General features: G+C 44.1%; 16 protein-coding genes. 5 read left to right on the top strand and 11 right to left on the bottom strand.

Features of this window, described 5'->3' with window-relative positions; genetic code table 11:
* Positions 1 to 187 precede the first annotated feature (187 nt).
* Positions 188 to 6,721 (top strand): Calx-beta domain-containing protein, encoded by a 6,534-nt coding sequence (locus R7Q46_RS20815; RefSeq protein ID WP_262647683.1) that lies wholly within the window; start codon positions 188 to 190, stop codon positions 6,719 to 6,721.
* A gap of 70 nt (positions 6,722 to 6,791) precedes the next feature.
* On the opposite strand, the gene R7Q46_RS20810 is transcribed toward R7Q46_RS20815, so the two are convergent.
* Positions 6,792 to 7,985, bottom strand: a complete 1,194-nt coding sequence (locus R7Q46_RS20810) for a class I SAM-dependent methyltransferase (RefSeq protein WP_054574168.1) — start codon at positions 7,983 to 7,985, stop codon at positions 6,792 to 6,794.
* 161 nt (positions 7,986 to 8,146) lie between these two features.
* Positions 8,147 to 9,550 (bottom strand): methyl-accepting chemotaxis protein, encoded by a 1,404-nt coding sequence (locus R7Q46_RS20805; protein ID WP_213960893.1) that lies wholly within the window; start codon positions 9,548 to 9,550, stop codon positions 8,147 to 8,149.
* Positions 9,551 to 9,640: 90 nt separating this feature from the next.
* Between R7Q46_RS20805 and yccX the strand changes: the two genes are divergently transcribed.
* On the top strand, positions 9,641 to 9,913 hold the full coding sequence (yccX, locus tag R7Q46_RS20800) for an acylphosphatase (RefSeq protein ID WP_017634611.1): 273 nt from the start codon (positions 9,641 to 9,643) through the stop codon (positions 9,911 to 9,913).
* Positions 9,914 to 9,915: 2 nt separating this feature from the next.
* Here yccX and R7Q46_RS20795 read toward each other — a convergent pair whose 3' ends face one another.
* A complete protein-coding gene (locus tag R7Q46_RS20795) occupies positions 9,916 to 10,245 on the bottom strand; it encodes a TusE/DsrC/DsvC family sulfur relay protein (RefSeq protein WP_005377396.1) in 330 nt (109 codons plus the stop codon).
* Between the two features lie 908 nt (positions 10,246 to 11,153).
* Between R7Q46_RS20795 and R7Q46_RS20790 the strand changes: the two genes are divergently transcribed.
* A complete protein-coding gene (locus R7Q46_RS20790) occupies positions 11,154 to 11,528 on the top strand; it encodes a chromosome partitioning protein ParB (protein ID WP_318077761.1) in 375 nt (124 codons plus the stop codon).
* A 76-nt stretch (positions 11,529 to 11,604) separates the two neighbouring features.
* Here R7Q46_RS20790 and R7Q46_RS20785 read toward each other — a convergent pair whose 3' ends face one another.
* From R7Q46_RS20785 to R7Q46_RS20765, 5 genes are all read right to left on the bottom strand, one after another.
* Positions 11,605 to 12,267, bottom strand: a complete 663-nt coding sequence (locus R7Q46_RS20785) for a Bax inhibitor-1/YccA family protein (protein ID WP_025766607.1) — start codon at positions 12,265 to 12,267, stop codon at positions 11,605 to 11,607.
* A 249-nt stretch (positions 12,268 to 12,516) separates the two neighbouring features.
* Positions 12,517 to 13,266, bottom strand: coding sequence for an amino acid ABC transporter ATP-binding protein (locus R7Q46_RS20780; protein WP_005377400.1), 750 nt, complete (start codon positions 13,264 to 13,266; stop codon positions 12,517 to 12,519).
* 23 nt (positions 13,267 to 13,289) lie between these two features.
* Positions 13,290 to 14,387 (bottom strand): amino acid ABC transporter permease, encoded by a 1,098-nt coding sequence (locus R7Q46_RS20775; RefSeq protein WP_005389988.1) that lies wholly within the window; start codon positions 14,385 to 14,387, stop codon positions 13,290 to 13,292.
* 1 nt (position 14,388) lies between these two features.
* On the bottom strand, positions 14,389 to 15,594 hold the full coding sequence (locus R7Q46_RS20770; protein ID WP_005377402.1) for an amino acid ABC transporter permease: 1,206 nt from the start codon (positions 15,592 to 15,594) through the stop codon (positions 14,389 to 14,391).
* Positions 15,595 to 15,812: 218 nt separating this feature from the next.
* The gene (locus R7Q46_RS20765) at positions 15,813 to 16,841 is read right to left on the bottom strand and encodes an amino acid ABC transporter substrate-binding protein (RefSeq protein ID WP_005377403.1); all 1,029 of its coding nucleotides are present in this window, start codon (positions 16,839 to 16,841) and stop codon (positions 15,813 to 15,815) included.
* A 460-nt stretch (positions 16,842 to 17,301) separates the two neighbouring features.
* Here R7Q46_RS20765 and R7Q46_RS20760 point away from each other — a divergent pair, with 460 nt between their 5' ends.
* On the top strand, positions 17,302 to 18,222 hold the full coding sequence (locus tag R7Q46_RS20760) for a bifunctional precorrin-2 dehydrogenase/sirohydrochlorin ferrochelatase (protein ID WP_005390199.1): 921 nt from the start codon (positions 17,302 to 17,304) through the stop codon (positions 18,220 to 18,222).
* A gap of 101 nt (positions 18,223 to 18,323) precedes the next feature.
* On the opposite strand, the gene R7Q46_RS20755 is transcribed toward R7Q46_RS20760, so the two are convergent.
* Together R7Q46_RS20755 and R7Q46_RS20750 are read right to left on the bottom strand one after the other, a co-directional pair.
* A complete protein-coding gene (locus R7Q46_RS20755; RefSeq protein ID WP_005377415.1) occupies positions 18,324 to 18,806 on the bottom strand; it encodes a YajQ family cyclic di-GMP-binding protein in 483 nt (160 codons plus the stop codon).
* Between the two features lie 21 nt (positions 18,807 to 18,827).
* Positions 18,828 to 19,886 (bottom strand): 3-deoxy-7-phosphoheptulonate synthase, encoded by a 1,059-nt coding sequence (locus R7Q46_RS20750; RefSeq protein WP_005390197.1) that lies wholly within the window; start codon positions 19,884 to 19,886, stop codon positions 18,828 to 18,830.
* A gap of 374 nt (positions 19,887 to 20,260) precedes the next feature.
* On the opposite strand from R7Q46_RS20750, the gene R7Q46_RS20745 reads away from it, so the two are divergent.
* Complete coding sequence (locus R7Q46_RS20745; protein ID WP_005377418.1) at positions 20,261 to 20,758, top strand: DUF4442 domain-containing protein; 498 nt, start codon at positions 20,261 to 20,263, stop codon at positions 20,756 to 20,758.
* 33 nt (positions 20,759 to 20,791) lie between these two features.
* Here R7Q46_RS20745 and R7Q46_RS20740 read toward each other — a convergent pair whose 3' ends face one another.
* Positions 20,792 to 22,144 carry a hypothetical protein gene (locus R7Q46_RS20740; protein ID WP_005377421.1) on the bottom strand — a complete coding sequence of 451 codons (1,353 nt, stop codon included), beginning with the start codon at positions 22,142 to 22,144 and terminating at the stop codon, positions 20,792 to 20,794.
* Positions 22,145 to 22,267 lie beyond the last annotated feature (123 nt).

Raw genomic sequence — 22,267 nt, 5'->3', positions numbered from 1 at the left:
GAATTCTTAATATCATAGCGTTTCACGGCCTGTGTCACTCTGCGCTTTTTTGTAACTCTGCCCCTAGAGTTATCAAACGTCCTACAAGCTACACATACAACGAAAATATGATGATTTTGACTAAACTATAGACGTAAATGTAGGGGTGACAAACTTTTGACTTGGTTTGAAGTGGGGCGAGGTAGATATGGAACGTGTAACTTTTAGCTCATTGGCGGGCAACATTGTCGTTATCGGGTTGGACGGGGAGATTAGGACTTTAGGTCAGGGTCAACTACCTCAACCAGGAGAGTTAATAATCGATGAAGTATCAGATACTTCTGAACTTGTTATCGAGCAGGTGACACCACAAGGAAGTTCAATAAATGTAACTGATGATATCACTGCGTTAATTGAAGCAATTGCGAGTGGGGAAGACCCGACTGAGCTGGGTGAAGAGTTTGAACCTGCTGCAGGTGAAGGAAACGGGTCTAGCCCACAGAATACGGGAGCTATAGATCGCACAGGTGCTGAATTACTCGCTAGTACCAATTTTGAGACAGTGGGAACTGACGGAACAGGATTTTCAAGTACTCAGGTAGAGACGCTACTCGATATTCTCCAAATACAACCACCAGAACCAACAGCAACCCCCATTCCTGCAACGATAATTGTTCAGGAAATATCCAGTCCGACTATCAACGAAGGTGATCAGGTTGTATTCGATATTACTTTAAACCAAGCAACAGAGGACAATACTGATGTCACTTTGTCGCTACTTGATGGCACCGCAACTGGCGGTTCAACTGACGAGAGCGGAAGTGACTACGTTAATGAGCGTGTTCTCATAACATTTTCTGATGGTACAACGGAAGAAATCTTGGTTGATGATAACGGTACTTTTACAGTCTCGGTCCCATTAGGTGAAAGCGGGTTTACGGTTTCTCTCGACTCTATAGATGACTCTATATTCGAAGGCCCAGAAACGTTTACGCTTTCTGGCACAACAGAAGAACAAAATACACCTGCAACCGGGGTGGCAACCATTGTTGATGATGGTAGTGGGCCAGGTTTAAGTCCTGATGATGATCGCCCAACGGTAACGATGAGCGATGCAGGGATAGTTAATGAGGGTGAAACGGCTAGCTTTAAAGTGTCGTTATCTAATCCATCAGCTATAGATGTTGAGGTTGAACTGACTCTTAACTTAGGTGACACCGAAGCCGGTGACTTAGGTCTCTTAGAATACAACACGGGAAGTGGCTGGGTTGCAGTGCCAAATGATGGTGTGGTGACGGTGCCAGCCGGGCAAACTGAGTTTGATGTGCGTATCGCTTCCATTGATGACACCGTTTATGAAGGCCCTGAAGATTTCAGTGTGACGGTAACTGGCATTGGGGCGGTGCAAGGCAGCGATACCGGTACGGCGACGATAGTGGATGACGGCAGTGGTCCGGGCCCTGATCCGGATGATGACCGTCCAAGTGTGACTATTACCGATGCTGGCACCATTAATGAGGGTGAGACAGCGAACTTCACAGTCTCCTTATCGAACGCGTCTGAAGCGGAAACGCAGGTGGAACTGGGTCTTAATCTCGGCGATACCGAAGTTGGAGATTTGGGCACCCTAGAATACAACACGGGAAGCGGTTGGGTCACAGTGCCAAACGATGGCGTGGTGACGGTGCCAGCCGAGCAAACCGAATTTGATGTGCGTATTGCTTCTATTGATGACACCGTTTATGAAGGCCCTGAAGATTTCAGTGTGACGGTGACTGGCATTGGCGCAGTGCAAGGCAGCGATACGGGAACGGCAACGATAGTGGATGATGGCAGTGGTCCGGGCCCTGATCCGGATGATGACCGTCCAAGTGTGACTATTACCGATGCTGGCACTATTAATGAGGGTGATACGGCGAACTTCAAAGTGACGCTATCGAATGCCTCCGAGTCCACTGTTCAAGTCGAGCTAGGCCTCAACTCGGGTGACACTGAAGCCGGTGACTTAGGTACCTTAGAATACAACACGGGAAGCGGTTGGGTTGCAGTGCCAAACGATGGCGTGGTGACGGTGCCAGCAGGGCAAACCGAGTTTGATGTGCGTATCGCTTCCATTGATGACGCGGTGTACGAAGGCCCAGAAGATTTCAGCGTGACGGTGACTGGCATTGGGGCAGTGCAAGGCAGCGATACGGGAACGGCAACGATAGTGGATGACGGTAGTGGTCCAGGACCTGATCCCGATGATGACCGCCCAAGCGTGACTATGACCGATGCTGGCATTATTAATGAAGGTGATACGGCGAACTTCAAAGTGACGCTATCGAATGCCTCCGAGTCCACTGTTCAAGTCGAGCTAGGCCTAAACTTGGGTGACACTGAAGCCGGTGACTTAGGTACCTTAGAATACAACACGGGAAGTGGTTGGGTTGCAGTGCCAAACGATGGTGTGGTGACGGTGCCAGCCGGGAAAACCGAGTTTGATGTGCGCATTGCTTCTATTGATGATGCCGTTTATGAAGGCCCTGAAGATTTCAGTGTGACAGTAACCGGCATCGGGGCGGTGCAAGGCAGTGATACGGGTACAGCAACGATTGTGGATGATGGCAGTGGCCCGGGCCCTGATCCGGATGATGACCGTCCAAGTGTGACTATTACCGATGCTGGCACGATTAATGAGGGTGATACGGCGAACTTCAAAGTGACGCTATCGAATGCCTCCGAGTCCACTGTTCAAGTCGAGCTAGGCCTAAACTTGGGTGACACTGAAGCCGGTGACTTAGGTACCTTAGAATACAACACGGGAAGTGGTTGGGTTGCAGTGCCAAACGATGGTGTGGTGACGGTGCCAGCCGGACAAACCGAATTTGATGTGCGTATCGCTTCCATTGATGACACCGTTTATGAAGGCCCTGAAGATTTCAGTGTGACAGTAACTGGCATTGGCGCGGTGCAAGGCAGCGATACGGGTACGGCAACGATAGTGGATGACGGCAGTGGTCCGGGTCCAGATCCGGACGATGACCGCCCAAGTGTGACTATTACGGATGCTGGCACCATTAATGAAGGTGAAACAGCTAACTTCAAAGTCACCTTATCGAACGCGTCTGAAGCGGAAACGCAGGTGGAACTGGGTCTTAATCTTGGCGATACCGAAGCCGGTGACTTAGGTACCTTAGAATACAACACCGGAAGCGGTTGGGTTGCAGTACCAAATGATGGCGTGGTGACCGTGCCAGCCGAGCAAACCGAATTTGATGTGCGTATCGCTTCCATTGATGACGCCGTTTATGAAGGCCCTGAAGATTTCAGTGTGACAGTAACCGGCATCGGGGCGGTGCAAGGCAGTGATACGGGCACAGCAACGATTGTGGATGATGGCAGTGGCCCGGGCCCTGATCCTGATGATGACCGTCCGGTTGTTGCGGCAATTAGTGATACAACCGTAAGCGAAGGTGAGTCTGCTACGTTGGTTGTCACTTTGAGTAACCTAAGCACTACGGATACTCTCGTTAATCTGGCACTTAATGATGGCACAGCAGAGGGAGGGGTAGATTACACCAAATCGTCTGTTACTGTTACCTATGCAGATAGTTCATCAGACGTTATCCCTGTGAACCCTGATGGTACATTTAATGTGTCCGTACCAGCTGGTGATATGACCTTTGACATTGTGATAAGTACCACCGACGATGAGCTGTTCGAAAGCGATGAAAATTTCACATTAATTGGACAGACCGAGATACAAACAACTCCGGTTACAGGCACGGTAACGATTCTTGATAACGATACAGTCAGCGTTGCCTCTATTTCTAGTGAAGTGGTTAATGAAGGTGAACCTATCATTTTTGATGTTACTTTAAGTAACCCTAGTGATAGTGAAAGTTTGGTCAATATGGTGCTCGCTGATGGTAGCGCAGAGGGGGGCATAGACTACATCAATACATCGGTTACAGTCACCTATGCGGATAACTCAACAGATGTCATTACTGTCAACGCAAACGGAACATTTGATGTTTCAGTTCCCGCGAACGACGTCTCATTCAGCGTCACAGTCAATACTATTGATGATGACCTATTCGAAGGCGCAGAGACTTTAACACTCTCGGGTAAAACTGCCACTCAAATTACATCTGCAATAGGTACAGGGACTCTTCTTGATGATGGTTCGGGGCCAGGACCTGATCCAGATGACGATCGCCCAACAGTGGCAGCGATTACCTCTACAACGGTAAACGAAGGTGATATTGCAACACTAGATGTAACGTTGAGTAATGAAAGCACCACCAACACCACTGTCAATATGATGCTGACTGACGGATCAGCAGAAGGCGGTGTGGATTACACCGACACTTCAGTAACAATTACTTATGAGAGTGGCGGCATAGAAGTCGTTACGGTAAATCCAGATGGCAGCTTTATTGTCGATGTGCCCGCAAATGATACGACTTATAGTGTTTCTGTAAGTACAACAGATGATGACTTATTCGAAGGACCTGAAACCTTTACGTTATCAGGTAACACTGATAACCAAGTTGGCTCTGTGATTGGTACCGGTACTATTGTTGATGATGGTAGTGGCCCAGGACCAGATCCTGATGATGACCGACCGACTGTAGCAGCGATTACGGATGCCATAGTTAGTGAAGGTGAGCTGGCAACGCTTGAAGTCACTTTAAGCAATGCAAGTACCACAAACACCGTTGTTAATATGACATTAGCAAATGGGACAGCTGAAGGAGGTTCGGATTATACAAATACGACAGTAACCGTTACCTACGCTGATAGTAGTACCGACGTTATTTCAGTGAACCCAGATGGTACGTTTGATGTCATTGTACCAGCTTTAGACACAACATTTAGCGTTACTATGGTGACGTTAAACGATGATATTTATGAGGGTGATGAGAACTTTACATTATCCGGTGCCACTGCTGTGCAAACAACTGCTGCGGTCGGTACCGTAACGATTAACGATGATGCAGACATACCAACTGTCACTGAAATTACGGATATTCAAGTGGTGGAAGGTAACGATGCGAAATTTAACGTTACACTGAGTAATGCAAGTGCGGTTGCGATTATGGTTAGTATGTCTCTCTTAGACGGAACCGCTGTCGCTGGAGATGATTTTAACGCTACGAGTGTGACCATTACTTATGCTGATAACACGACGGAAGTTATTGCGGTAAACCCTGATGGAACGTTTGATGTCTCCGTACCTGCGAGTGATACTAACTTTAGTGTTACGGTAAACACTGTTGAAGACCAGATTTATGAATCTTCAGAAAACTTTGTTTTAACTGGTTCGATTCAAGGGCAATCACCTGCAGTGTCAGGCCTTGGTACGATTATTGATGATGACAATACACCTCCGACAGTAGAAGACTTTGGCATTTCGGTTGACCTTAGTGTGGGAGGAGACGCTTTAATTGACTTTGCACCACATGCGCAAGACTTTGAAGATGACTTTGATCTTCAAGATGATAAAGAAACGAGCATCTGTGTCACGACGCTTCCAGACTATGGCTATCTCTATTACTTGGATGATCAGAACAATGAAGTCATATTGGACATTGGTGATGTGATTCCAGAAACTACGGAAGTCAGATATGCACTAACGGAAGATTTCTTTGATGAGCAAAGCTTTGATTCCCAAGATTTACTCGATGAATTTTCTAAAGACTTCATTGCCGATTCAGTCGATGTTAACGGTTTAAGTTTCTTTGGAGGAACCATTGATGGTAATGGTGACTTTATCAATAATGCTCAAATCAAGGTTGACTTTGCCGCTCAGCAGGTAGGTTTAGTTGTAGTGTCACCGGGCGAAACTGGCCAAGGGGATGAAATTAGTACGAGTGAGTTCATTGCCATTGAATTAGATGAAGGGCTTGAAGCTAAAGAAGCAAGGTTAAACCTAGCAAGCTTGAATGATAGGTTTAACAGTGGCGGCGCTTGGATTCAAGCATACTTTTATATGGGCGATACTCTTGTTGATATACAAACCATACAGACCAGTGACATCGTATTTACTGGTAATCAAGAAGGTTACGCTGACGTATCGCTAAGTAATGGCAGTTTTGATGAGATTCGCTTGTTCCCTGAAACAGACAGTTCAAGTGATAAAGCCAGCTTTACTCTAGTTGGTACTCAGATTACAAGTTTTAATAATGTAAACGACTCGTTTGATTACAAAGCGATTGACTCAGATGGTTTAGAAAGCGATACCACTGCAACCGTTGATATTGATTTTAACAATGTCTCTTTTGAAACAGTGACCGCTTTCGGTACACAGACTGCTTCGTTACAGCAAGAGCCTAATATCATCATGGGAACAGACCAAGATGATGTTCTTGTAGGCACCGATGGTAATGATATTCTAATTGGTGGTCTAGGTAATGATATTTTGACTGGTGGCGGAGGTGATGACATCTTCAAGTGGACAGAGATGCAATCCGCAACTGACACCGTGACGGATTTCAGTGACGGGGATCAGCTCGATTTTACCGATGTATTTGATGATATGAGTGGTACTGATATTTCCACATTACTTGATGATCTCGGCTCTGGCGATTATCACGGAAGCGTGGATGATATCACGGTGGCGGTGACTGAAAGTGGAGGTAACTCAACTCTGACCATAAATAAAGATGGACAACAGTTGGAGGTTAATTTTGACGGAGCTTCTGCTTCTGATATTGCCAATAGTTTGATTTCTAATCTTGAACAATTACGAGAGTAAATGATTCAAAATGAAAAACGGAGCGAAAGCTCCGTTTTTCATTTAGTAATGCAGTAAGTTCAGGCAATAATTAAAGCACTTTACATGCAAAACCTTTTAAGTAGAAACCTTCTGGATATGCGGTATCGGTTGGGTGGTCAGCGGCTTGTTCAAAACGCTCCACAAACTTTACTTGGCGGTTAGCGTCTACGGCTGCATCAGCGATGATTTTCTGGAACAGAACTTGATCCATCAAGCCAGAGCAAGAGTAGGTCAGTAGCGTGCCGCCCGGTTTTAGAATTTGCATTGCTAGCATGTTGATGTCTTTGTAACCACGACATGCGCCGTTTAGTTGTGCTTTGCTCTCTGCGAACTTCGGTGGGTCCATGATCACAACATCGAACTGAGTTCCTTGATCACGATACTCACGAAGCAGCTTAAACACGTCTGCATTTAGGAACACGGCACGCTTCTTCGAAATATCAAACTCGTTTAGTTCTGCGTTGAATTTTGCGGTATCTAAAGCAGGTTGTGACACGTCAGCGTTAATCACACGCTTTGCATCACCTTTTAGAGCGTAAAGCCCGAAGCCACCAGTGTAAGAGAAGCAGTTAAGAACTTCTTTGCCTTTCATATATTTCATCGCTTGCTGGCGACTATCACGTTGATCTAGATAGAAACCTGTTTTGTGTCCGCCAACAATATCTACACTAATCTTTACGCCATTTTCTTCGATGACGACTGATTTAGGTGGCTCTTCGCCGTGCAAGACGCCTGTGATCTCTTTTAAACCTTCTTTTTTACGAACGGCCACGTCAGAGCGCTCGTACACATTACAATCAGGGAAGCACTCAACCAGAGCGTCAACAATAGCCTGCTTATTGTGTTCTGCTCCAGCACTGAGAAGTTGGCACACAAAGAAATTTTGGTAACGGTCGATCGTAACGCCTGGTAAGCCGTCAGACTCTGCTGCGATAAGGCGATAACCCGTAAGGCCATCACGTTCGATAATGTCTTCACGAAGAAGTTGTGCGTCTTTAAGTCGTTTAACGAAAAACGCGGTGTCGATTTCTTCTTTATCAAAACTCCAAATACGAGCACGAATTTGTGAAGCTGGCGAATATGCCGCCTTAGCTAGCCATTTGCCGTCGTGAGTGAATACATCAACCGTTTCGCCAAGAGCAGGTTCGCCCTCAACTTTGTTGATGCCTCGAGAGAAGATCCAAGGGTGCTTGCGCTTGACCGATTTCTCACGACCTTTAACCAAATAGATAGCAGCTGTCATTTCATTAGCTCTTGTTGAATTTTGAAAGGGGCGTATTGTCCGGGATGTGAATGGTAAAAGCAATATCCCTCGGCAATCCAGTACATTGTAGTGACTTTTAAATACAAAAAAGGTCACTAAAGTGACCCTTTTATTTGAATTTGCTGTAACAGATTCCGTTGCTATGCTTTAAGTCCAGTAAGTAGAGCTTCCATTGTGTCGCTTTGCTTACGCAGTTGAGCAACGTTTTGTGAAGTCTTGCTTATCATATTGCACACGTTATCTGCTTGAACTCGAATTTCTTCAACGCTTGAGGCGATATTGTCCGCGACTACACCTTGCTCTTCAGCTGCTGTTGCAATTTGAATGCTACTGTCGGAGATAGTTTGATTTTTATCTGCCAAAGAGCCGATTTCGTGATTCACTTCCGTCATGAGGTTTTGTCCCTCATTTGCGTTATTAACTGTCACTTCCATCAGCTTAGTAAGCGACTGGCTGTTACGCTGTAACGATTCGATCATCGTTTGGATTTCAACTGTCGCTTGCTGAGTGCGTCCCGCAAGAGCGCGAACTTCATCCGCAACGACCGCAAATCCACGACCTTGTTCTCCAGCACGTGCAGCTTCAATAGCCGCGTTCAGAGCAAGTAGGTTGGTTTGCTCGGAGATCCCATTGATGGTTGTCACGACTTCATCAATTTGTGCTGCATTGGCATCTAACTCGGCAACGGCTTGAGACGCAGATTGAATCTCATTAGAAAGGTTCGAAATCGAGTGAAGCGTATTCTCAACTTTCACTTGTCCAGACTGAGCCACGTTACGTGCATCATCGGTTTGCGTGCTTGAATCGTGAGCTAGTGTCGCGACTTCTCGAATCGTTGATGCCATCTGTTCAGTTGCACTCGCAAGAGAGTTGAGGTGTTCCTGCTGAGTCGCTGAAATATCTGAACTGTGATGAATCGATTGATTCAGATCTGAGCTAATTTGTTGCATTAAAGCCACAGACTCTTGAATCGACAGCACCATTTGTTGCTCTCGTTCTGCAACTTTGTCTATCGTAATAGCAATTTCACTAAACTCGTCGCGAACAGGGAAGAAGTTCATTCTCGCAGTTAGGTCGCCACCAGCAAGAGTGTTTAATGCTTTGTTCATCGTGAACATCGCGCCGCCAATAAACGTCATGATGTAGTAAACGCCAAGAGCGAGAATAAACAAGTTCACACAGATGATGCTCACTTGAGTCGTTGATAGGGCAGTCCATAAAGAAAGTTCATGGTTTGCAACCAAGCTGTACGCACCATTTAAAACTGACACGGATTGCGGCCCTGAGCCAATAGAAACGGTTTCTGAACCCGCTATGAGGCTTGCTACTTGAGATTGAGAAAGGTTGCCTGCCTCTATCAGACCTTTCATAAGCATGAGCTCTTCTTGGTACATATTTGAGATCAGTGTATTAGCCGCGCTATTAAGGACGAGTGTGAGAATGACTAAAGCAAGAAGAGGGAGAACGAAGAGCAAATAGAACTTTTCTTGAATCTTTAAGTGAATGAGATACTTATCAATCCAGCGGAATGGAATTTCTTTCATAATTATAATAACCGTGCAAAAACCCACTATCCTTAGTGGGGTGAATAGACGAAAAGAATATATCACTCAGTAAAAAGAAGCGGTACAAAGATGAACGTAAAGTGTGAGAGATTTATAGTAAAAGGTCACGTTCAAGGCGTCGGCTTTCGTTACCATACTTCCCATCAAGGATTGAAGCTAGGGTTAACAGGTTATGCGAAGAACCTAAACAATGGTGATGTTGAAGTGATGGCGTGTGGAACAGACGCGCAAATAGTTGCGTTTTCGGAATGGTTACAAGAAGGACCGCGAACGGCAACAGTAGAGCATGTGATGCAGGAGCCTGCGTCGTATAAGCCGTTACGCGGTTTTAAAATTTTATGAATCTACAAGCATTTAGCTGGCTTTGGTAGGCCGGCTAATTTGGTTGCTTGTTTGGCTGGCCCCTTTTTAAACAGCTTGAATAGATACTTACTGTTACCTTTTTCCGGGCCGTGCGCTTTTTCCATCGCTTTCACAAGCATACGCACTGCAGGGGAGGTATTAAACTCTTCATAAAAGTCTCGCACAAAATGCACAACTTCCAAATGAGCATCCGTAAGCTCGATGTCTTCTTCTTTTGCTAAAAGCTCAATCATACCTTCTTCCCATTGAGTATGATCCAATAAGTAGCCTTGAGCATCCGTTTCAATTTCTTTGCCGTTGTAAACGAACATAACGTTTTATCCGTTAAGTAAACATGGATGTTTATAGATTAGCGACAGCCGAGAATGTTCTCAACAAAAGAATCTCGAAGTAGTGCCGAGCGAAGCAAAAGCGTACAAAGTAGTGGCCTATAACTGAATACTCTTAAATTATATTTTAAGCATAAATTTGTTTTTTTATTCGTGTTGTTAGAAAATTTTCGGGGTTGATATCGGTGGTTTTGCATTGTTATGCAATTCGCTTGGTGTGATTGATTTGTCAGTTATATTTATTGTTTTAGATAAGTCGATCACAACGAATATAAACTAGTTTTAAATCAAAAGAATAAATTGAAAAAAATCGTTATGTTCACCCATGCTTAACAACAACACGGAGCAATTCAGGAGTGTATGGAGTGGTCGAATCTTTTCGTTTCCATTGGATGGGCGGTACTGCAAGCATGTTTTAGCATTTTCTCTTTTCTATGTCTGACGGGATTTGTAAAACATAATCCTATAAAACCGAAGTATGCTTGGTTGCAGTACATCTATGGGCCGTTACTTTTTTTGACTTGGGGAGTCATGTTAGTGACACCGATGATGTCGGCCTACATATTTTTTAGCGTAGCTGGTAAATCAGTAGTCTGGTTGCCCGCGCTCAAGATGTTCGGTTATTGGTGGGTTGCGTTTGGAGTATTTTGCTTCTTGTCATCAGTCGATGAGCGATTGCGAAGTCGCGGTTTGAATTAAGACAAGTTATACCCTGAAATCAGTTTACAAACTGAGAGAGGTGATTTTAAAGCGCTCATACAGGCGATATAGCGATTGTTTGAGAATTAATAGCTTAAACGTTGTGTTTGTTTTCATAGACCGATATTCTCATTGGATTAATGAAAGCCTGTATTCAGGTTAGAAACAACAATGATGACAAGGAGTTAGTCATGTCGAAACAACGTTACATTGAGATTAATGACAATGTAAAATCCACTTGGTCCATCGAGCGTATTTGGCAACTTGCAGAATCCTTACCTGTAGAAGAAATTTCGATTGATGATATCAAAGGCCCAAATGAATTGACTTGGTTTAGTCATGAAGGGCCACAGCCAACCTGCCGTGAAATTGCAAAACATTGTCAACGAATCAACAATGCTGATTTGTCGTATCCGGTAATCTTAACCAGTGACTATCGTGTTTTTGACGGTATGCACCGAATCGCCAAGCAAATCATGTTAGGAGAGGAAACGATCAAAGTGAGACGCTTTAGAGAAAATCCAGAAGCTGACGAAGTTATCGAGTTGTCAGCAGAGCAGGCGTAATACACTGAATTGCACACAAAGAAAAAGCCCGAAGGAATTACCTTCGGGCTTTTTTATTCTACTTAACGAGAAACGATTAATCGTCGTTCATAATACCTAGGATGCTTAGTAGGCTGATGAAGATGTTGTAGATTGATACATACAAAGTTACTGTCGCAGAGATGTAGTTTGTTTCACCGCCACGAATAATGCTTTGTGTTGTCATCAGGATCGCCATAGTAGAGAAAATGATAAACAAGCTGCTCAACGCCAAGTGTAAGAGGGTTGATTGAATAAAGAAGCTTGCAATCATGCCCACAACCAGCACAACAAATAGTGATAGCATTAAGCCACCCATCATCGATAGGTCACGTTTCGTTGTTAGTGCGTATGCCGATGCTGCCATGAAAGATAGTGCCGTACCACCGAGTGCGGTTAATACGATATCGCCCATGCCTGCACCAATGTACATGTTTAGAATAGGGCCAACGGTGTAACCTAAGAAGCCAGTAAATAGGAACGTAAACACAAGGCCAAGACTGTTGTTACGGTTTTTCTCTGTTAAGAATAATAGGCCGTAGAAACCAACCAGCATTAGGATGATACCTGGATGTGGAAGGTTAAATGCCATTGCAACGCCAGCAACGACTGCCGACCATAAAAGTGTCATTGAAAGTAGAGCGTAAGTATTACGCAATACTTTGTTCGTTTGTAGAGCACTTTCTTGAGTTGAAGTGCGGGTAAACATTGGACTGTTCATAATCTTCCTCGATAAGAGACTTTCTTTTAAGTACATTTATGGGATTGAAAGTTCAAAAAATCAAGCCCTAACCATACGTAACTTAGATAAAATAATAATAGAAATAAGATGTTATGTATTTGGCAACTTGTAACACAATATTACTGCACAGCATAGCTATGTTGATTCTTACACAGATTTTTGAATTTAGTAACAAAAAGCACTGGCTTCATAGAAACCAGTGCTTTTTTATGTCGATTCGGCTAAATCTTAGTGGTGTAAGATTTGCGCTAGGAAGTTTTGGGTCCTATCCGATTGAGGATTCTCAAAGAAGTCGACCGGGTTGTTTTCTTCGATGATCTCTCCTGCGTCCATGAATATCACGCGATCGGCAACCTCTTTAGCAAAGCCCATTTCATGTGTCACACATAGCATAGTCATGCCTTCCTCGGCGAGTTCGACCATTACATCCAGTACTTCGCGAACCATTTCCGGGTCGAGTGCAGATGTTGGCTCATCAAAAAGCATGACTTTAGGGTTCATACACAAAGAGCGAGCAATCGCCACACGTTGTTGCTGGCCACCAGACAACTGACCGGGATACTTCTCCGCTTGGTCTGGAATTTTAACACGTTCCAGATATTTCATCGCAACTGCTTCTGCCTCATCTTTTGGCATCTTCTTCACCCAGATAGGCGCGAGCGTACAGTTTTCCAGTACGGTTAAATGAGGGAAGAGATTAAAGTGTTGAAAGCACATGCCCACTTCTCGGCGTACTGCTTCAATGTTCTTTAAGTCTTCAGTTAATTCCGTACCAGAGACGTAAATGCTGCCTGCTTGGTGCTCTTCAAGGCGGTTAATACAGCGAATCATCGTTGACTTTCCCGACCCTGATGGACCACAGATAACGATTTTCTCGCCGCGCTTAACGTCGAGGTTAATATTTTTTAGTACGTGAAACTCACCATACCATTTATTCATGTCCTTCAATTGGATCATGTAGTCTTGTTGTTGCGTCATAATACGTCCTTGATCTTGATGAGTTATCGTTTGTGACCGGTATGAAGTTTGTTTTCAAGCCATATCGAATAGCGCGACATGCCAAAACAAAATACCCAAAACACTAACGCGACAAATACATAACTTTCTGTAGCAAAACCTAACCATTCAGGGTCGGTATTTGCTGCTTGTCCTATACCGAGTACGTCAAACATGCCAATGATGAGTACTAAACTGGTGTCTTTGAACAAACCGATGAAGGTGTTCACGATAGAAGGAATAGTAATCTTTAGCGCCTGTGGCAAGATAATAAGCCCAGTCTTTTTCCAGTAACTTAACCCAAGCGCATCAGCGGCTTCATATTGACCTTTCGGAATGGCTTGTAGACCACCGCGTACCACTTCTGCCATGTAAGCGGAGGCAAACATAACCACACCTATAAGGGCGCGAATCAGTTTATCTGTCTCTGAACCTTCAGACATAAACAATGGAAGCATAACCGAAGCCATGAACAAAACCGTAATCAGCGGAACACCACGCCAAACTTCAATGTAGACGGTACAAATGCTGCGAATGATCGGCATCTCTGAACGTCTACCAAGCGCAAGCACCACACCAATTGGCAGTGAAACTACGATACCAACTAACGCAATAATGAGCGTAACGAGTAATCCACCCCATTTGTGTGTATCGACCACTTCTAGTCCAAAGACACCCCCGTATAACAGCCCAGCGATGATGAATGGGTAGATGTTTACGAAGAAAAGCCAAATCCACATCCTTTTCGGTGTCTTCTCATAAGCGAGTAAAACAGTAAATATGGCCAATGTGATATAGAAAAGGCGAGGGCGCCATAGTTCGGACTCTGGATAAAAACCATACATGAACTGCTCCCAGCGCACGCTGATAAATACCCAGCAAGCACCATCTCGGCTACAGTCGTCACGCGTTGAGCCAATCCAGTCAGCGTTAATAAACGCCCAATCCACGATATACCATATTGCAGTTACGACAATATACGCAAGAATGACAGTAACAATGGAATTGATAGGGCCATTAAATAGATTTTTCCGCATCCAACCAACGAAGCCTACAGTATTGGCGGGTGGTGGGAGATCCGGTTGAAATTGATGAGTACTCATATTATCTCTCCACCAGCGCGACTTTACGGTTATACAAGTTCATTAATGCAGACGTAATCAGACTTAATGTCAAGTACACGCCCATCGTCATCGCAATGATCTCAATCGCTTGTCCCGTTTGGTTCAGGGTAGTACCAGCAAACACAGAGACAAGATCTGGATAACCAATCGCCATCGCTAACGATGAGTTTTTGGTGAGGTTGAGATATTGACTGGTTAAAGGTGGAATAATAATTCGTAACGCTTGAGGAATGACAACAAGCTTTAAAGTTTTCGAGCGTGGTAAGCCTAGCGACATCGCTGCTTCGGTTTGACCATGGCTTACCGCATTAATACCAGAGCGCACAATCTCAGCAATGAAAGAAGCTGTATAAACACTCAATGCCAAAAGTAGCGCAGCCAATTCAGGAATAATGCTAATACCACCTCGGAAGTTAAACCCTTTTAGTTCAGGATAATTCAGTGAAATTGGCATACCAGCAAGGAAGTACACAACCAATGGAAGGCCAACAACTAAACCCAAAACTATTCTTCCCATTGGGGTTTGTTGCCCAGTGAGACGTTGCTTATTATTCGCCCATACATTAATTAATAAGCTTGCGATTACCCCGAAGATTAACGCGGCAATAACGTAGCTACTGCCAGGTTCCATAGTCGGTGCAGGGAAATATAAGCCACGAACGTTCAGGAAAATAGCTTCACCAAGACTTAAGCTTTGGCGTGGTGAGGGTAATGCTTGAAGAACAGCGAAATACCAGAAGAATATTTGCAGAAGAAGGGGGATATTTCGGAAAGTTTCGATATAAACTGCCGCTAAACGACTAACTAACCAGTTAGAAGAAAGGCGGGCAACCCCCATGGTAAAGCCAATCACAGTAGCCAGAATAATACCTAATACGGAGACTAACGCCGTATTAAGAAGGCCGATGATAAATGTTCTACCGTAAGAGTACGTTTCATCGTATTCAATTAATGTTAACCCAATACCAAACCCGGCTTCTTGATTCAGAAAACCGAAGCCCGTTGCAATACCACGAGCATCTAAGTTATTGAGAGCGTTGTTTACAATCGTGTAAAAGAAAAATACCAGTGCAGCAATGGCAATGATCTGGAAAATAGCAGAACGAAAGGCAGGATTATAAATCAGGCTCTTGCTTCCGCTTGGTTTGGACATCGTACTTGGCGATGCATCTTGTGTCGGTTTCATACAGCGATAACCTCAAACCTTAGTTATAGATATCGGCCTGTATAACGAAGTTTCGTCCTTGCTGGCTAAAGAATAACGCTCTCATGTCTAGTGGCTTACGAACCTTTAAAGCCGTTCCACAAAGCGAGCGCTTTTCGCCATCCAATGAGCGATCCTTACTCATACAGTGAGATATAATCAAGAAAAAGGGCGGCATGAACCGCCCTGATTAACTCTTTCTATCGGATTGGTGGCGCGTACATAAAGCCGCCTGCATTCCATAGCGCATTAACGCCACGAGAGATTTCTAACGGCGAACCAGTACCGACTGTACGTTCGAAGCTTTCACCATAATTACCAACTTGTTTGATAACTTGGTAGCCCCAATCGTCACGAATACCCAAACCTTTGCCTTTAGGGCCATCAACACCGAGGATACGTTTGATGTTTGGATCTGTTGACTTCAGCATTTCATCCGCATTCTTCGAACTAATACCGTATTCTTCAGCGTTAATCATCGCAGACAATGTCCACTTAGCGATGTTAAACCATTGATCATCGCCTTGACGAACGACTGGACCTAGTGGCTCTTTAGAGATGATTTCTGGAAGAACGGCCGCAGAGGACGGATCTTTCAAATTCAAACGCAGTGCATAAAGGCCAGATTGGTCAGTTGTTAATACGTCACAGCGTCCCGCATCAAAACCTTTCGAAGTTTGCGCAGCTGTGTCGAATACCACTGGTTTGTACGCCATGCCTTGGTTGCGGAAATAATCTGCAAGGTTTAGCTCGGTTGTTGTACCTGATTGAACACATACCGACGCACCATCAAGCTCTTTAGCACTTGATATACCAAGTTCCTTCTTCACCATAAAGCCTTGACCGTCGTAGTAGTTCACACCTACGAAGTTTAGGCCCAGTGCAGTGTCACGGTGGAGAGTCCAGGTCGTGTTACGGGAAAGCACATCAATCTCACCAGATTGAAGCGCAGTGAAACGTTCTTTTGCGGTTAGGGGTACATATTTAACTTTCGTTTTATCCCCAAGAACGGCTGCAGCCAGTGCTTGGCAATATTCTACGTCGATACCTTCCCATTCGCCTTTTGAGTTAGGGTTAGAGAAACCAGGTAGACCGGTACTTACGCCACAAGTAAGAAAGCCTTGTTTTGTGACTTTGTCCAGAGTAGTGTCTGCTGCTTGAGCTGATGTTGCCATCATCGCAGTAGAAGCCGCTACGACGGAAGCAAGAACTGTGAGTTTATTTGCCATTTGTATCCTTCCTGTATGATCCATGTTTAATCAGGAGTGACCTGAAATAACGTGTCCAATTCGTTAGAGTTATCGTCCTACGTGATTGATTTTCGAAGAAACGGCATTCGATAGATCAACCAGTTATAAGCGTAGGAAAGGATCTGTTAATTCTCAAATATATAATTTAAATGAAGTTTTGAGAGAACTTACAAAGTGCCTTGAGATTTAGAATGACGAAATGTTAATTGTTTGTAAATAGTGCAATTCATGGACAATTTGGTGCATCAGAACAATCAATAGAAGAGTGAACAATACAAAAGAATAAAAAGTTGTTATTAAAACTGTCATTAGCTGAGCAAGGTGAAGTTTAGTAAAAATTCAAACAAAAATTATTTGTGATACCGAAACAGGGTGATGAGCTTGCCCCATTTTTGGTAGCATGGTCTACAACAGCTAATTAGAGTAATCATGGATTGAAATGCGATATTTTCCTCTGTTCTTAGATTTAATTAATAAACCCGTTCTCGTCGTGGGTGGCGGTGAGGTGGCAAGCCGAAAGGTGGAAGCGTTGCTAAAGGCTGGGGCGGATGTGACTATCGTTTCTCCGACGTTGGTTGATTTTCTGTCTAAGCTTGCTTCTGAGCATCAACTGCGCTGGGTACAACGTTTCTATTCGAGTGACATTGTCACTAAAAGCTTTGTTCAAGTGTGGGCGACGACAGACAATCCTGAGCTAAATCACCAAGTGTACAAAGATGCCAAAGAGCTAGGCATCTTGGTTAACGTTGTGGATGATAAGCCTTATTGTGATTTCATCACGCCGTCTATGATTAATCGTGGCCGCATCCAAATCGCTATCTCTAGTGGTGGAGCTTCGCCAGTTTTAATTCGAAACATCCGTGAAAAACTTGAATCGATACTGCCACAAAACATGGGGTTGATGGCGGATTTTGCTAACTCAAAGCGAAACTCAATTAAAGAGGCATTGCCTAGCGTCGATTTACGCCGTAAGTTTTGGGAGCAATTCTTCTCGAATCCCGAGGTTGAAAACGCACGAGATAATCGAGAGTTAGAAGCAATTTACCAAGCGACCATGGCAACACCTTTAGATGAAAAGGGAAGTTGTACTTGGGTTCATGTTGGGAAAGATGTTGAGATGTTGCCAATAAAAGCCGTACGCTATATGCAACAAGCGGAGCTGGCTCTGTACTCAACTCGATGTGAAGCGAATGTGTTAGAACTAATACGAAGAGATGCAGAAAGAGAAGCTTTCTCGAGCGCTGCTGAGCTTTCGGATATGCTGGCCAAGGCTAAAGCTGAAAAGCTTCGAATTTGCGTGTTCATACCACAAGGAACGAGCGAATTCGTATTGCTGCAAGGGCAGGACTTAGTTATCTAGCAATGCCAAATGCTAAAGTGGATACGTAGTTCGTTACACTAAAGCCAATAAAAAACGCCAGCGGATTATGCGCTGGCGTTTTTATTTACTTCTCAGATTGATTAATCACGGAAGTTGTTAAACTGGAATGGGATACCCATCTCTGCTTCACGAATCGCTGCCATTGTCGCTTGCAGGTCGTCGCGTTTCTTACCAGTAACACGTACTTTGTCGCCTTGAATAGAGGCTTGTACTTTTAACTTTGCGTCTTTGATAAGTTTCACTACTTTTTTCGCCGTTGGAGTATCAATACCTTGGCGGAAAAGCAGAGTTTGGTGCCAGTTTTTACCAGTAACGTCTGGGTCTTGTGCATCCATTGCGTTCGCGTCAATGTTACGCTTCGCTAAGTGGCCGCGTAAAATATCGCGCATTTGCTTAAGTTGGAAGTCACCTTCCGCAGACATTTTTACGTTTTCTTCTACTAGCTCAAAGCTCGCATTTACGTTGCGGAAATCGAAACGAGTAGACAATTCACGGTTAGCGTTATCAACGGCGTTACGTAGTTCAACCGTATCGATTTCAGAAACAATATCAAACGATGGCATGAAGATTCCTTGATTATTTTGTTATAGGGACTTTCGGGACTTAACAGCGCTTGCCAGCATATCTAGCATTGTAGCAGTGTCTTCCCAACCTAGGCATGGATCTGTAATAGACTGACCATACGTTAGGTTATTGATGTCAGTCATTGGCTGATTGCCTTCAAGAATAAAGCTTTCAGCCATGATACCCGCAATACGAGTGCTGCCTGACTTAATTTGGTTACAAATGTCCTGAGCTACGTCGATTTGTTTTCTGTGTTGCTTCTGACAGTTTGCATGGCTGAAATCCACAACCAAACGTTGTGGCAATCCAAACTCAGCTAAAGCATCACATGCTTGTTTGACTGATGCTTCATCAAAGTTAGGGCCTTTTTCTCCACCGCGCAGAATAATATGACCGTAAGGGTTGCCACTTGTGCGGTAAACCGTCATTCGACCGTTCTTATCTGGCGAGTAGAAGTAATGCGATGCTTTCGATGCGCGAATTGCATCAATTGCAATTTTTACGTTGCCATTTGTGCCATTTTTGAAACCAACTGGGCAAGATAGTGCCGACGCCATTTCACGGTGAATTTGTGATTCCGTTGTGCGAGCACCAATCGCGCCCCAAGTGATCAAATCCGCGATGTATTGACCAGTGATCATATCAAGAAACTCAGTAGCAGTCGCAAGACCAAGCTTGTTGATATCCAGTAGTAGTTTACGAGCTTTATGAAGACCAGCTTCAAGTGCGTAAGAACCATCTAGGTTAGGGTCCGTAATCAAACCTTTCCAACCAACTACTGTACGAGGCTTTTCAAAGTAAGTACGCATCACGATAAACAGTTCGTCTTTGTACTTGTCTTGGATTTCACTCAGGCGAGTGGCGTAATCAATGGCAGCTTCAGTGTCGTGAACGGAACACGGACCTACAATCGCAAGAAGGCGATCGTCTTCACCCGATAAAATGTTTTCAATCTGACGACGAGATTGAGCGATACGGTCTGCAACGTCATCCGTAATAGGATGTACACTACCTAGCTCTGCTGGGGTAGGCATTGGACCCAAAGGCTGGGTTCTCAATTCATCTGTTTTTATAGGCATGTTATAGCTTTATTCTCTATTGCGAAGGGGTAAAGATAACGGAATTACAGGCAGGAATAAACCGTTTCACGGGAATCTTCGCCAGGAAATACCGAATTGTATACAAAGGTGTAGGTATTCATTTAAATGACTTATGTATAAATGACAAAACTTGATCATTAAATCAATATATATATACATTTGAATTTATAACCATTTTATCTATCTCGCTGTAAGGTAATCTAAGTAACTGCGATAAACTTCATACCTTACGGGTGACGCCGTCACTTTGTGAGGGTTAAATAACTCGTGAGATCGAGCTTTTGTTAACATTTCTTTGACATCTATTTCTTTCGTTGATTAACTGGTCTGACTAGATTGGTAAGGAGACCAAAATGTTATCAGCTCTACGTCGTGCGAATTTGTATCTAAATCTGTTTGGCTTTTCGAAAGTGCCGCTGATTTGGCTTTGCCACCCTAAAATCATTGCGATAGATAGCAAGCATGTTGAGGTTCGTATCCCATTGCGCAGAAGAACGAAGAACCACCTGAATAGCATGTATTTCGGCGCTTTAGCCGTTGGCGCTGATGTTGCTGGTGGTTTTCTTGCTATGAGTAAAGCGCAAGAAAAGGGAGAAGCGATCTCGCTAGCATTTAAAGGTGTGAAAGCCGAGTTTTTAAAGCGCCCGGAAGCCGATGTGCACTTTGTTTGTAACGATGGTCATGTCATTGATGAGATGCTCGAGCACACCTTGGCAACAGGTGAACGAGTAAATCGTGACGTAAAAATTGTCGCGCTGTGTCCTAACTTACATGGTGACGAGCCAATGGCTGAATTCTCGCTTACTCTTTCGATAAAAAAAGCAGCCCAACAAAGAAAAGAGGCTGCCTAGTGGTTTGTGGCTCGTTTGTTTAAAGGCGTTGGCTTAATTGAGTTCAATCTTCTCGATAGAGACGATTTTGGAGCGATTTAAGACCACTTTCCAGCGGTAATAAACAGGCTCATCGGTGTGGTTGTCCTCTTTGACAATCACATTGAGCAAATGACGTTTCTCTACTGACTCTTTGGTTACTTGACCTTCATTTAAACGGTAAACTCGATTTGAGCTTTTATCCATCAAGCGGATGATAGGGCGTAAACTGATGTTCAATGTTTCTCTCGTTTGTTCGTAACCACTCAAGAAAAGAGAGGTCGCCATTTCGGTTTTCTCGTGATAATGAAGAATCTGCTCTTCACGTTGCACGACGCGCTTTTTACGTATTCTTTGAATCTTATCCGGCAAGCTACTTAAGGTACGATAATCTAGCCACTCCAATTTTTTGCCAACCACTTTTTTCGTCGTTGGGTCAACATACTTCTTACGCCATTTTGGCTTGCCTTTACGGATCCATCGCCACATGGCATCGCGTAAATCATCTTTAAAGATTTCTCGTAAAGCGTAAATAAAAGACATCGCGATAATGAATGAGGCAGAAATTTCCCCCAGATAATCGCGAGCGAGAATCACGGTTGAGGTCACGACAACCATCACTAAACCGGTTGCAATACCTTTGATAGCGCGCTTAATGTTGTTACCCATCGATATGGTTTCTTCACGAAGCACGATAGGGTGTTCAATCAATCGCCTTAGCAAGCGCATTTTGTTAGATAAGCGAGTAACGTCTTCAACGACTCTTGATGAGTTGTATTTGTTGAGTTTACGATGGGCTTGCTCTTTCTCACATAGCGTGATCAGGCGCTTCTTGATCGTGCCATAGTCGCCTTCACGTGGTAGGTGGGCCACCAGTGACAGGAACTTTTGCTCGGTATACCAAGACAGATAGTTATCGATGTTAACGTAGTAGCGTTTTAAGTTCTCTTCGTAAGGAATAGAACGCCGCAAGCGCTTTAAGATCTCAAGCGTGAGCTCGATAACTTCGTCCACTTCATCTTCCGTTACGGAGTTGTTCTCATGTTTGTTTAAACTTGCTACCGCTTTGTCTAGCGCGATAACGTATTGGTAAGCGAACAAACTCAAACTTACTCGGTATTGCTGATTCGACAGGCGTCCACGTTTGGCAAGTCGACTGTGTACTAGCGGAAGAAGGATTTCAGTACTGTAATAAGATCGTTGCTGTGTTATTGAGGTGTAATAAAATTCGGATTCACTGATGATATCGGCGTTTAAACCAAGCTCACCAGGTATAAAAAAGTAAATATCTAGGTCGACACTTTTGCTCTTTGCGAGTGCATGACTGATTTTTAATGTTATTGAGTCTTGTTTATCGACGGTGACCAAAGAAAGCTCCTGACTTTGCTAAAGCATTCTTAACTTATGCGTTCCGTTGAGCAGATAAGTATAAGAGTGCTAAAAGAGTGACTGGGGCATATAGCTGAACGACAACAGCATAACAGAGCACTA

It is taken from the genome of Vibrio sp. 811, from assembly GCF_033339195.1.
Note: the sequence above shows the minus strand (reverse complement) of the source record. Positions and strands in the feature narration are given on the sequence as shown.